The sequence below is a fragment of the Arenimonas sp. genome (assembly GCF_041919775.1).
Lineage (GTDB): Bacteria > Pseudomonadota > Gammaproteobacteria > Xanthomonadales > Xanthomonadaceae > Arenimonas.
Genome location: NZ_JAYRTE010000026.1, coordinates 18,170 through 30,118, shown reverse-complemented (window position 1 = coordinate 30,118; position 11,949 = coordinate 18,170). Strand labels below are relative to the sequence as shown.

The 11,949-nt window shown below is 68.8% G+C and carries 13 protein-coding genes and 1 other RNA gene; 4 read left to right on the top strand and 10 right to left on the bottom strand.

Features of this window, described 5'->3' with window-relative positions:
* Positions 1 to 172 precede the first annotated feature (172 nt).
* The 4 genes from dnaJ to hrcA form a co-directional block, all read right to left on the bottom strand.
* Positions 173 to 1,297: a molecular chaperone DnaJ gene (gene dnaJ / locus ACE3TE_RS11845; RefSeq protein ID WP_374605219.1), complete on the bottom strand. Its 1,125-nt coding sequence runs from the start codon at positions 1,295 to 1,297 to the stop codon at positions 173 to 175.
* 136 nt (positions 1,298 to 1,433) lie between these two features.
* Positions 1,434 to 3,356 carry a molecular chaperone DnaK gene (dnaK, locus tag ACE3TE_RS11840; protein WP_374605217.1) on the bottom strand — a complete coding sequence of 641 codons (1,923 nt, stop codon included), beginning with the start codon at positions 3,354 to 3,356 and terminating at the stop codon, positions 1,434 to 1,436.
* Between the two features lie 100 nt (positions 3,357 to 3,456).
* Positions 3,457 to 3,975, bottom strand: coding sequence for a nucleotide exchange factor GrpE (gene grpE, locus ACE3TE_RS11835; RefSeq protein WP_374605215.1), 519 nt, complete (start codon positions 3,973 to 3,975; stop codon positions 3,457 to 3,459).
* A 45-nt stretch (positions 3,976 to 4,020) separates the two neighbouring features.
* Positions 4,021 to 5,070, bottom strand: a complete 1,050-nt coding sequence (gene hrcA, locus ACE3TE_RS11830; RefSeq protein WP_374605213.1) for a heat-inducible transcriptional repressor HrcA — start codon at positions 5,068 to 5,070, stop codon at positions 4,021 to 4,023.
* A 133-nt stretch (positions 5,071 to 5,203) separates the two neighbouring features.
* Between hrcA and recN the strand changes: the two genes are divergently transcribed.
* Positions 5,204 to 6,877: a DNA repair protein RecN gene (gene recN, locus ACE3TE_RS11825; protein ID WP_374605211.1), complete on the top strand. Its 1,674-nt coding sequence runs from the start codon at positions 5,204 to 5,206 to the stop codon at positions 6,875 to 6,877.
* Between the two features lie 2 nt (positions 6,878 to 6,879).
* Here recN and fur read toward each other — a convergent pair whose 3' ends face one another.
* Positions 6,880 to 7,287, bottom strand: a complete 408-nt coding sequence (gene fur, locus ACE3TE_RS11820; RefSeq protein WP_374605209.1) for a ferric iron uptake transcriptional regulator — start codon at positions 7,285 to 7,287, stop codon at positions 6,880 to 6,882.
* A gap of 100 nt (positions 7,288 to 7,387) precedes the next feature.
* Between fur and ACE3TE_RS11815 the strand changes: the two genes are divergently transcribed.
* Complete coding sequence (locus ACE3TE_RS11815) at positions 7,388 to 7,786, top strand: outer membrane protein assembly factor BamE (RefSeq protein WP_374605208.1); 399 nt, start codon at positions 7,388 to 7,390, stop codon at positions 7,784 to 7,786.
* Here ACE3TE_RS11815 and ACE3TE_RS11810 read toward each other — a convergent pair.
* Positions 7,783 to 8,067, bottom strand: coding sequence for an RnfH family protein (locus ACE3TE_RS11810; protein ID WP_374605206.1), 285 nt, complete (start codon positions 8,065 to 8,067; stop codon positions 7,783 to 7,785). The two genes, ACE3TE_RS11815 and ACE3TE_RS11810, sit on opposite strands and share 4 nt — an antisense overlap.
* Position 8,068: 1 nt before the next feature.
* Entirely contained in the window at positions 8,069 to 8,494 is a 426-nt protein-coding gene (locus tag ACE3TE_RS11805) for a type II toxin-antitoxin system RatA family toxin (RefSeq protein ID WP_374605204.1), read from the bottom strand.
* A 66-nt stretch (positions 8,495 to 8,560) separates the two neighbouring features.
* On the opposite strand from ACE3TE_RS11805, the gene smpB reads away from it, so the two are divergent.
* The gene (gene smpB / locus ACE3TE_RS11800; RefSeq protein ID WP_374605202.1) at positions 8,561 to 9,076 is read left to right on the top strand and encodes an SsrA-binding protein SmpB; all 516 of its coding nucleotides are present in this window, start codon (positions 8,561 to 8,563) and stop codon (positions 9,074 to 9,076) included.
* A gap of 85 nt (positions 9,077 to 9,161) precedes the next feature.
* Positions 9,162 to 9,513, top strand: a transfer-messenger RNA (tmRNA) gene (ssrA, locus tag ACE3TE_RS11795).
* Between the two features lie 52 nt (positions 9,514 to 9,565).
* Here the strand turns inward: ssrA and msrB are convergent.
* From msrB to ACE3TE_RS11780, 3 genes are all read right to left on the bottom strand, one after another.
* The gene (gene msrB / locus ACE3TE_RS11790) at positions 9,566 to 10,012 is read right to left on the bottom strand and encodes a peptide-methionine (R)-S-oxide reductase MsrB (RefSeq protein ID WP_374605200.1); all 447 of its coding nucleotides are present in this window, start codon (positions 10,010 to 10,012) and stop codon (positions 9,566 to 9,568) included.
* Between the two features lie 2 nt (positions 10,013 to 10,014).
* Positions 10,015 to 10,494, bottom strand: a complete 480-nt coding sequence (locus tag ACE3TE_RS11785; RefSeq protein ID WP_374605198.1) for a hypothetical protein — start codon at positions 10,492 to 10,494, stop codon at positions 10,015 to 10,017.
* A 94-nt stretch (positions 10,495 to 10,588) separates the two neighbouring features.
* A complete protein-coding gene (locus ACE3TE_RS11780) occupies positions 10,589 to 11,947 on the bottom strand; it encodes an NAD-dependent succinate-semialdehyde dehydrogenase (RefSeq protein WP_374605196.1) in 1,359 nt (452 codons plus the stop codon).
* Between the last annotated feature and the right edge of the window lie 2 nt (positions 11,948 to 11,949).

Genomic DNA, 11,949 nt, shown 5'->3' with positions numbered 1-11,949 from the left:
CTTCCCCGCCGTCGCGCCGCGGGGGGGGTGGGGGCGCTGACCCCATTGTAGGAGCGCCTTCAGGCGCGAATCTTTTGACTTTGCCCTTGGCAAAGAATGGATTCGCGCCTGAAGGCGCTCCTACAGGTTCGGGGCATCGGGACTGAACTCGCTCCCGCGGGGGCCGGTCTGGTCAGGACGTCATGCGGTCCCAGAATGATTTGACGCCGTCGAGGAAGCCGCTGGAGCGCGGCGAATGCCGGGCACCGTGTTCGCCGTCGAAGGTGGACTCGAACTCCTTCAGGAGCTCGCGCTGGCGCGCCGTCAGGTTGACCGGGGTTTCCACCACGACCCGGCACAGCAGGTCGCCGGTGCCGTGGCCGCGCACGGACTTCACGCCCTTGCCGCGCAGGCGGAACAGCTTGCCGGTCTGGGTCTCGTGCGGGACCTTGATCAGCGCCTCGCCCTCGAGCGTGGGCACCACGATGTCGGCGCCGAGCGCGGCCTGCGAAAAACGCACCGGCACTTCGCAATAAAGGTCGTTGCCGTCGCGCTGGAAGATCGCGTGCTCGCGCACGCCCACTTCGACGTAAAGATCGCCCGGCTGCGAGCCCGGCGGCCCGGCCTCGCCTTCGCCGGCCAGGCGGATCCGGTCGCCGTTGTCGACGCCGGCCGGGATCTTCACCTGCAGCACTTTCTCGTCCTGCACGCGGCCATTGCCGTGGCAGGCCTTGCAGGGCTTTTCGATGGTCTGGCCGCGCCCGCCGCAGGCCGGGCAGGCCTGCTGCACGGCGAAGATGCCGCGCTGCATGCGGACCTGGCCGCGTCCGCGGCAGGTGCTGCAGGTTTCGACCTTGCCGTCCTCCGAACCGCTGCCGCTGCAGGGCTTGCAGGCCACCAGGGTCGGGACCTCGATGCGCTTGTCGACGCCGAACACGGCCTCTTCGAGGTCGAGCTCGACCACGTAGCGCAGGTCGGCGCCGCGGCGCGGGCCGCGCTGGCGGCCACCGCCGAAGATGTCGCCGAAGATGTCGCCGAAGATGTCGTTGACGTCGTGGAAGCCGCCGCCCGGGTTGCCGCCGCCCATGCCGTTTTCGAAGGCGGCGTGGCCGTGCTGGTCGTAGATGCGGCGCTTGCCGCCGTCCGACAGCACTTCGTAGGCCTCCTTGGCCTCCTTGAAGCTGGCTTCGGCGGCCTTGTCGCCGGGATTGCGGTCCGGGTGGAATTTCTGCGCCGCGCGCCGGTAAGCCTTTTTCAGCTCATCCTCGGTCACGCTGCGGGAAACCCCCAGCACTTCGTAGAAACCCCGCTGGCTCAACCACACCCCCCGCCAATGCACCCGGCCCGGCGCGGGCCGCGAAAGCGGCCCGGCCCTAATCCGGCGTTGAGCCTCACGAACGTGAGGCTCGAACGGCGGCAATTATTCCGCCGTGCCGCAGGCACGGCAGGAATAATCACTTTTTCTCGTCGTCCTTGACCTCGGTGAACTCGGCGTCCACCACGTCCTCGGCCTTCTCCTGCGGACCCGGCTGGGCGCCAGCTTCCGGCGCACCCTCCTGGCCACCGGCCGCCGCCGCGTAAAGCGACTGCGCCGCCTGCTGCAGGGACTGGGTCTTCGCCTCGATCTGGGCCTTGTCGTCGCCCTTCATCGCGGTCTCGAGCTCAGACAGCGCGGTTTCGATGCCGGCCAGCTGCTCGCCGGGTACCTTGGAACCGTGCTCGGTGATCGCGGTGCGGGTCGCGTGGATCAGGCCGTCGGCGGCGTTGCGCGCGGTCACCAGCTCGTGGAACTTCTTGTCCTCTTCGCGGTGCGCCTCGGCGTCACGCACCATCTGCGCGATCTCCTCCTCGCTCAGGCCCGAACCGGCCTTGATCTCGACCTTCTGCTCCTTGCCGGTCTTCTTGTCCTTGGCCGACACGTGCAGGATGCCGTTGGCGTCGATGTCGAAGGACACCTCGACCTGCGGCATGCCGCGCGGGGCCGGCTCGATGCCGGACAGGTCGAACTTGGCCAGCGACTTGTTGAAGCGGGCCTGTTCGCGCTCGCCCTGCAGCACGTGCACGGTCACGGCGGACTGGTTGTCCTCGGCGGTCGAGAACACCTGCGAAGCCTTGGTCGGGATCGTGGTGTTCTTCTCGATGATCTTGGTCATCACGCCGCCCAGGGTTTCGATACCCAGGCTCAGCGGGGTGACGTCGAGCAGCAGCACGTCCTTGACGGTGCCGGCGAGCACGCCGCCTTGGACCGCGGCGCCGATGGCGACGGCCTCGTCCGGGTTGACGTCCTGGCGCGGCTCCTTGCCGAAGAACTCGGCCACCGCGGCCTTCACCTTGGGCATGCGGGTCTGGCCGCCGACCAGGATGACGTCGCCGATGTCGCTGGCGCGCAGGCCGGCGTCATTGAGCGCGACGCGGCAGGGTTCGATCGTCTTCTTGATCAGGTCCTCGACCAGCGCCTCGAGCTTGGCGCGGGTGAGCTTGATGTTCAGGTGCTTCGGGCCCGACGCATCGGCCGTCACGTATGGCAGGTTCACTTCAGTCTGCTGGTTCGACGAGAGCTCGATCTTGGCGCGCTCGGCGGCGTCCTTGAGGCGCTGCAGGGCCAGCGGATCCTTACGCAGGTCGATGCCCTGCTCCTTGTTGAACTCCTCGACCAGATAGTCGATGACGCGCGCGTCGAAGTCTTCGCCACCCAGGAAGGTGTCGCCGTTGGTGGCCAGCACTTCGAACTGCTTCTCGCCGTCGATTTCGGCGATCTCGATGATCGAGACGTCGAAGGTGCCGCCGCCCAGGTCGTAGACCGCGATCTTGCGGTCGCCGCCCTTCTTGTCCATGCCATAGGCCAGCGCGGCCGCGGTCGGCTCGTTGATGATGCGCTTGACGTCGAGGCCGGCGATGCGGCCGGCGTCCTTGGTGGCCTGGCGCTGGCTGTCGTTGAAGTAGGCCGGCACGGTGATCACGGCCTCGGTGACCGACTCGCCCAGGTAGGCTTCGGCGGTCTTCTTCATCTTCTCGAGCACCTTGGCCGAGATCTCCTGCGGCGCCATCTTCTTGCCGTCGGCGGTCTGCACCCAGGCGTCGCCGTTTTCATGGGCGAGGATGCCGTAGGGCACCAGGTCGAGGTCCTTCTTGACTTCGGCGTCGGTGAACTTGCGGCCGATCAGGCGCTTGACCGCATAGAAGGTGTTCTTCGGGTTGGTGACCGCCTGGCGCTTGGCCGAGGCGCCGACGATGACTTCGCCGTCCTTGGTGAACGCGACGATCGAAGGCGTGGTGCGGTCGCCCTCGGAGTTTTCGATGACCTTGGCCACGCCGCCTTCCATCACGGAAACGCAGCTGTTGGTGGTGCCCAGGTCGATGCCGATGATCTTGCCCATGGTGTGACTCCCTGACTTATCTGATTCTGGTTTGGCGGCGGCGGCCGCGGATGTTCGGTAAATGGGGCCCGCCGCGGGGTGTTCAAGGGGCGTGAAGCCCTCAGCCGGCGGCAACCACCACCAGGGCCGGTCGCAGCAGGCGTTCGTTCAGGGCATAACCCTTCTGGAAGACCTGCACGACGCTGCCCGGCTCGGCGCCCGGCGACTCGATCTGGCTGATGGCCTGGTGCCATTCCGGGTCGAAGGTCGCGCCCTCGGGGTTGATCTGGGCCAGGCCGTTGTCCTCGCCGACCTTGAGCAGCTGGCGCAGGGTGAGTTCCAGGCCGTCCTTGAGCGGGCCGCTGGCGTCGCCGGCGGCCTTGAGGCCGGCCTCGAGGCTGTCGAGCACCGGCAGCAGCTGCGAGAGCAGCTTTTCGTTGGCGAAACGACGGGCCTGGTCGACGTCGCGGGCCAGGCGCTTGCGCTGGTTGTCGAGGTCGGCGCGCTCGCGCAGGGCCTCTTCGCGAAGGTCGCCCAGCGCCGTACGCAGCTGCTCGAGCTCGCTGGCGAGGGAATCAGTGTCCAAATCGGGGACTTCGTCGGGCGCCTGCGCGTCCGGGTTCGGGTTCTGGTTTTGCATGGGTTTTCCGATGGCTGCCCCGCGTCCGGCGGGCGTCGGGTACCCCTATGGGGCCGGCGGTTCGGGATTCAAGGCAGCACCGAGCAGGTCGGCGGTGGCCTGGACCATCGGGATCACCCGCTCGTAGGCCATCCGGGTGGGGCCGATCACCCCGAGCACGCCCAGCACCTTGCCCTGGGCGTGGTAGGGCGCGGTGACCACGGTGCAGGCATCCAGCTGGGCCAAGCCGGTTTCCTCGCCGATGAACACGCGCACGCCCTGGGCCTTGAGCGTGCCCTCGAGCAGCTGCAGGATCTCGCGCTTTCGCGAAAAAGCCTCGAACAGGTCGCGCAGGCGCTCCATGTCCGACAGGTCCTGCACGCCCATCAGGCGGGTCTGGCCGGCCAGCAGCATGTCCTCGGGCAGCGAACTGCCGCCGCCCAGGGCCTGCTCGGAGAGCTCGACCGCGGCCGAAAGCAGCCGTTCCATCTCGCTGCGGGTCTCGCGCAGGTCCCGCAGCAGCCGGGCCCGGATCTCGGCCAGCGGCTGGCCGGCGAAATGCGTGTTCAGGTAATTGGCGGTCTGTTCGAGCTCGGAGGTGGTGTAGGTGCGGCGCGGGCTGATGATGCGGTTCTGCACCTCGTTGTCGGTGAAGACCAGGATCACCAGGATGCGCTGGCCGTCCAGCGGCACGAAGTCGATGTGGCGGAAGGCGAACTGGCTGCGCTGGGGCACCGTCACGACGCCGACGAACTGGCTCATCGCCGACAGCAGCTCGCTGGTGTTCGACAGCAGGGCCTGGGTGCCGGCGCCGGCCGGCAGCAGCGCGCGCAGCTGCTGCACCTCGGTGTCCTGCAGGGGTTTCATCGGCAGCAGGCTGTCGACGAAAACCCGGTAGCCCTGGGCCGTGGGAATGCGGCCGGCGGACGTGTGCGGCGCCGACACCAGGCCGATTTCCTCGAGGTCGGACATGATGTTGCGGATCGTCGCCGGGCTGACGTCCAGGCCGGAGCGTTTGGCCAGCGTGCGCGAACCCACGGGTTCGCCGTCGCGGATGTGCTGGGCGATCAGGGTGCGCAGCAGGCGGCGGGCGCGCGGGTCGAGGTCGAAGTCCATGCCCCATAGATAAGGCCGGCAGGCCCGGGGCGCAAGACGCGGCGAAACCCTACCCGCCCCGGTGGCATCGGCGTCTTGGATCCTGAGACGGGGGCAGCCGAAGCTTGGCCTTTCAGGCAAAATCGCCGCCATCATGCTCAGCCACCTCACGCTCCAGGATTTCGCCGTCGTCAGCCGCGCCGAACTGGCCTTCGGGCCGGGCATGACCGTGGTCTCGGGCGAAACCGGCGCCGGCAAGTCGCTGCTGGTGGATGCGCTGATGTGGCTCACCGGCGCCCGCGCCGACGCCGGCGTGGTGCGCCACGGCGCCGAACGCGCCGAACTGGCGGCCGAATTCGACCTCGCCGACGCGCCCGCGGCGCTGGCCTGGCTGCGCGAAAACGAACTCGACGACGGCGACGCCTGCCAGCTGCGCCGGGTGATGCGCGCCGACGGCGGCTCGCGGGCCTGGATCAACGGCCGGCCGGCGACGCTGGGCCAGCTCTCGGCCCTGGGCGGGCTGCTGGTGGAAATCCATGGCCAGCACGAACACCAGGCCCTGCTCGACCGCGGCCAGCAGCTGGCCCTGCTCGACGCCTTCGGGCAGCACGCCCCGCTGCTGGACGCCGTGCGCGAAACCGCCCGCCGCTGGGCCACGATCGACCGCGAGCTGGCCGACCTGGCCCGCGCCGGCGACGTCGGCGAGCGCCTGGCCTGGCTCGAACACCAGGTCCAGGAACTCGCCGCCGAAACGCTCGATCCCGAATCGCTGGAAGAACTGGCCGCCGCCCACCGCCGCCAGGCCAACGCCGCCGGCCTGCTGCAGGGCTGCGAAACCGCGCTTGCCCGTCTCGCCGGCGACGAGGGCGTTTCCCTGCAGCGCCTGCTGCACCAGACCCAGTCCGAACTGGCCCGCCTGGCCGGCGACGAACCACGCCTGGCCGAAGTGCTTTCCCTGCTTGAATCCGCCGGCATCCAGCTGGCCGAAGCCGCCGCCGGCATTGAACGCCTGCACGACGACTTCGACCTCGACCCCGACCGCCTGCAGGGGCTGGAGGACCGCCTCGCCCGCCTGCACGACCTGGCCCGCAAGCACCGCGTGCCGCTGGAAGAGCTGGCAAGCCGCCGCGACCAGCTGCAGGAAGAACTCGACCGCCTGGCCGGCGCCGGCGAGCGGGCCGCCCGCCTGGGCCGCGAACGCGATACCGCCGCCCGCGAATGGAACGAAGCCGCCGCCCGGCTGGGCCAGGCCCGGGCCCGCACGGCTTCGCAGCTGGGTGAGGCCGTCGCCGGCCTGATGGGCGAACTGGGCATGGGCGGCGGCGTGTTCACCGTCGCGCTGGAGCCGCTGGACACCACCCGTCCCACGCCCCAGGGCGCCGAACGCTGCGAATTCCTGGTGTCCGCCAACCCAGGCCAGCCGCCGCGGGCCCTGCGCAAGGTCGCCTCGGGCGGCGAACTGGCGCGCATCAGCCTGGCCATCGAAGTGGCGGCGCTCGGTTTCGACGCGGTGCCGACCATGGTGTTCGATGAAGTCGATACCGGCATCGGCGGCGCGGTGGCCGAAGTCGTGGGCCAGAAGCTGCGGGCCCTGGGCGCCGAGCGCCAGGTGCTGTGCGTCACCCACCTGCCCCAGGTCGCGGCCCAGGGCCACCACCACTACCGGGTCAGCAAGGCGGTCGAGGCCGACGTCACCCACAGCCAGGTCGAGGCCCTGTCCGAAAAGGACCGCGTCGAGGAACTCGCCCGCATGCTGGGCGGCGTCGAGATCACCAAAGAGGTGCGGGCCAACGCCCGCCAGCTGCTGGCGCGGGCCAGCGCCCGCTAGCCTTACTTTTTCTTCTTCGCGCGCACGTACAGGACCAGCGAATGGTCCTCGATGTCGAAGCCGTGTTTGGCGGCGATCTCGTGCTGCAGGCGTTCGATTTCCGGGCTGGTGAATTCGATCACCTTGCCGGTGTCGACGTCGACCATGTGGTCGTGGTGCTGACCGTGGTCGAGTTCGTAAACCGCCTGGCCGCCCTCGAAGTTGTGCTTGAGCACGAGGCCGGCCGACTCGAACTGGGTAAGCACCCGGTACACCGTCGCCAGGCCGATGTCGTCGCCGTTCTCGAGAAGCTGCCGGTAGATGTCCTCGGCGGTCAGGTGCTTGCGGCCGGTGGACTCGAGCACGTCGAGGATGCGCATGCGCGGGTGGGTCACCTTGAGTCCGGCCTTGCGCAGGTCCTGGGATTCCATCTCGTCTCCTGAATGCCTTGACGTCGCAGGGCGTGGCCATGGCTGGCGTCGCCGGGCCGTAGTGTATCATCGGCCCCGGACAGTCCCGGATACCCACGCAATGCGCAAGGCTTTCACGCTCCTGCTCGCCACCACCCTGATCGCCGGCTGCGGCATCGTTTACCGCCAGCCCGTTTTCCAGGGCAACCTGCTCGAGACCAGGAGCGTCGAACAGCTGCAGGTCGGCCTGACCCGCGCCCAGGTGTTCAGCCTGCTCGGGTCCCCGCCGGTCGCCGACCCGTTCAACCAGGCGCGCTGGGACTACGTCGCCACTGAACGGCGTCGTCGCGGCGACACCGAGATCAAGAACCTGACGCTGTGGTTCGACGGTGATTCGCTCACCCGCTGGGAAGGCGAATACTTCCCCGAGGCCGACGCCGAACTGGCCGCCGAGATGCGCCGCTTCGGCAACCTCGCCCGCGACAAGGACAAGCCGCGCCGTCCGCCCAGCGGCGGCTAAGCCTCGCGCGCCCGGCGCCGCCGGGCCTGCATCGGATCTATCAGCAGCGGTCGCAGCACTTCGACGCGGTCGCCGTCGCGCAGGCCGTCTTCCAGGCCCACGGCGCGGCCAAAAACGGCCAGGCAATCCGCATCCACCACCAGGCCCGGCACTTTCGCCGGCAGGTCGGCCGCTGCCAGTGCGTCGGCCACCGTGCCGCCGGGCGGCACCTGCACCTCCAGTCGCCAGGCCCTGCCTGGCCGTGCGCAGACCACTTCGATGCGCATCGGCGCGCCGTCCATGTCAGGCCCGGTCGGCCTCGCGGCAGAAATCGTCGACCATGCGGTCGGCCAGGCCCTGGAAGCCGACGGCCATCGCCGTGCCCAGCACCTTGCCGGCGACGTCGAAATCCAGGGTCAGGCTGACCTTGCAGGCGTCCTCGGCCAGGGAATGGAAATGCCAGTGGCCGCTGAAGCGGCGGAAGGGACCTTCCTCCAGTTCGAGATCGATGCGGGTCGGTGGCTCCAGCCGGTTGCGCGTGGTGAAGCTGGTGCGCAGGCCGGCGACCCGCAGGTCCAGCCGGGCCAGCATGTGCGTCTCCGAGGCCTCGAAGACCTCGGAGCCCTCGCACCAGGAGAACCTGGCCGCGTAGGAACCGACGTCGTTGACCAGGTCGTACATGCGCCGCGCCGAATGGCGAACGAGGGCGTGCCGATGAATAGTTGTCATGGGCTCCTTGCCGCGCCCTCCCCCAGCCGGCCCGCGATGGGCGACAATGGCCGCCAAGGAAAGGACATGTCTAAGAAAAACAACGCCAAGAATACCGGAAGCGGCAAGGACAAGGCGGAAGGCAACAAGACCATCGCCCTCAACCGCAGCGCCCGGCACGAATACCACCTCGAGGACCGCTTCGAGGCGGGCATCGCCCTGCAGGGCTGGGAGCTCAAGTCCATCCGCGCCGGGCGGATGAACATGGGCGACGCCTATGCCGTGGTCAAGCGCGGCGAAATCTTCCTGTTCGGCGCCCAGGTCACGCCGCTCAGCCAGGCCTCCACCCACGTGGTGGCCGACGACCGCCGCACCCGCAAGCTGCTGCTGCACCGGCACGAAATCGACAAGCTCATCGGCAAGGTCGAACGCGACGGCTACACCCTGATCCCCACCGCCGTGTACTGGAAGGGCAACAAGGTGAAGCTGGAGCTGGCCCTGGCCAAGGGCAAGCAGAGCCACGACAAGCGCCAGACCGCCAAGGACCGCGACTGGCAGCGGGATAAGCAGCGCGTGATGCGCAAGCACAACAAGGACGCCTGAACGGCCCTCCCACGGGTCCTTGTGGTCCCCCGCCCCCACCCCCATACTTGCCGGGTCGGTTGAACGAATCGATTTCCGCGTTTCCGGGGGTGTCCTGGCTTCGACGGGGGTTGCAAAGTCAACTGGTGCATGCCGAGGGGGTAGCTTTCCTCGTTAATCCAGCTGCAAAACTTAGTTGCCAACGACGACAACTACGCTCTCGCCGCTTAAGGCGTAAGCCCCGAACCCACTTGTGCCCGTGCTCGTGGATGTAGGGTCATTATCACGGAACAGCTGCCGGCAGCGACCCGCCAACCGGTAGTGAACTTAGCGGGTGTGGACGACGGTGTGCCTCGCACGTTGTGTTGCCGTCGGACGAGAATCAACAACGAGCTAAGCATGTAGTACCGGAGATGGCGTGCTCTCGGACGGGGGTTCAACTCCCCCCACCTCCACCAAACCCGCCAACGCCGCCCACCCGGGCGGCGTTGTCGTTTGGGGCGCCGGGATTCAGTCGGGCAGCTTCTGCAGCGACAGGGCGTTGGTGCAGTAGCGCAGGCCGGTGGGCGCCGGGCCGTCGGGGAAGACGTGGCCCAGGTGCGCATCGCAGGCGTTGCAGGTGATTTCGATGCGCTGCATGCCGTGGCTGTGATCACCCTTGTAAGCCACGGCCTCGTCGGCAAGCGGCGCGGTGAAGGAAGGCCAGCCCGAGCCGGACTCGAATTTCGTGCCGGCATCGAACAGCGGCGTGCCGCAGCAGGCGCAGCCGTAGCGGCCGGGTTCGAACAGCCCGCACATCTGCGAACTGAAGGGCCGCTCGGTGCCGGCCAGCCGGGTAACCCGGAATACCTCCGGCGCCAGCATGGCCCGCCATTCGGCCTCGGACTTTTCGACACGCGCTGGCGGCGACGGATTGCCGCGCGCCGCGCGTTCGGTGACCAGTCGCCAGTCGTGCATGTTCAGGCGCCCGGCTTGTCGCCCAGGTAACGCGAGACGCTGGCGCTGGCCGCGTCCACCGCCGACTTGGCGGCCAGCAGGCTGGCCTGGCCGTCCGACATGGCCGATTCAAGCGCGTCGATCTGCTCCCGGGCGCGGCGCACGGCCTCGATCGCCCGTTCGGCCGACTGTTTGTCCTGGTCCACCTGGCGGCGCGTCACCCGACCGCGGGCGGCCTGCGACTCGGCGCGGGCCAGCCGCTCCTGGGCCTGGTCGCGGGCACGTTCGGCGCGCGACAGGCTTTCCTGTGCGGCCTCGAGCTGGGCCTGGCGGGCCTGCACTTCCTGGCTGGCGGCATCCACCGCCGCGGCGGCTTCGGCCAGCTGCGCTTCCACCGACGCGCGATCACCGCCGTCCTGCGCCCACGCCGTGCCGGCCAGGGCAAACACCACGGCCAGTCCCCAACCCCGTGCGGCGAGAAGCCGCGAGTGTTTCGTATCCAAGCGTCACCTCCTGTTATCAGGCAGGCCGCCCCCTTCGGACCACGCCAACGGGCCGAGTCTAGCTTTTTTTCACGCGCCTGCGACCCCCCGGGCCTCAGGCGACGTAAACGGTCTGGATATTGGTGAACTCGTGCATGCCGTGTTCGGCCAGTTCGCGGCCGAAGCCCGAGGCCTTGGTGCCGCCGAACGGCAGGCGCACGTCGGACTTCACCAGTGAATTGACGAAACAGGCGCCGGCGTCGATCTGCCGGGCGAAACGCTCGCCGCGGGCGCCGTCGGTGGTCCAGACGCTGGCACCCAGGCCATAGCGGGTGTCGTTGGCCACGCGCAGGGCTTCGGCCTCGTCGTTGACACGTAAGATCGAAGCGACCGGGCCGAACAGTTCCTCGTCCCAGGCCGGCATGCCGGGTTTGACGCCGTCCAGGATCGTCGCCGGGTAGTGGGTCTCGCCCTGCCCCGGCTGGCCACCGAGCAGGACGCGCGCGCCCTTGGCGACGCTGTCCTGCACCTGCCGGTGCAGCTCGTCGCGCAGGTCGGCGCGGGCCATCGGCGCCAGGCCGGTGGCGTCGTCGTTGGGATCGCCCACGGCAAGTTCCGAAGCAGCGGCGGCGAAGGCCTGCACGAAGCGGTCGGCGATGCCGGGCGTGACGATGAAACGCTTCGCGGCGATGCAGGTCTGGCCGGCATTGCCGAAGCGCGAACGCACGGCCACCTTGACCGTCGCGTCCAGGTCGGCATCGTCGAGCACCACGAACGGGTCCGAACCGCCCAGTTCGAGCACGCATTTCTTCAGGTGCTTGCCCGCCTGCGAGGCCACTGAACGCCCGGCCCGCTCGCTGCCGGTCAGCGTCACCGCCTTGACCCTGGGGTCGGCGATGACGTCCGCGGCCTGCTCGTTGTTGATGTGCAGCACCCCGAACACGCCCTCCGGAACGCCGGCTTCAGCCAGCACCTCGGCGATCGCATCGGCGCAGCTGGGCACGTTGGTCGCATGCTTGAGCAAGGCCACGTTGCCGACCATCAGGCTGGGCGCCAGGAAGCGGAACACCTGCCAGACGGGGAAGTTCCACGGCATGATCGCGAACACGCAGCCCAGCGGCACGTAGCGCACGTAGCTGCGCGCGGCTTCGGTGCCGATGGCCTGTTCGACCAGGTAGCCGGCGGCGTGCTGCGCGTAGTACTCGCAGGCGTCGGCGCACTTATCCACTTCGGCCAGAGCCTCGCGGTGCAGCTTGCCCATCTCTGCGGTCATGGTCAGCGCGAGGTCGCGGCGCGACGCTTTCAAGCCCGCGCCGACCCGCCGCAGCAGGACCGCGCGCTCGCTGATCTCGCGCCCGGACCAGGCCGGGAACGCGGCCGCGGCCGCGGCCAGCCGGGCCTCGATGGCGGCATCGTCCATTTTGGGAAACGGCCGGATTTCCCCGGTCCAGGGATCTCGGTTGGCTTGGCTCATGG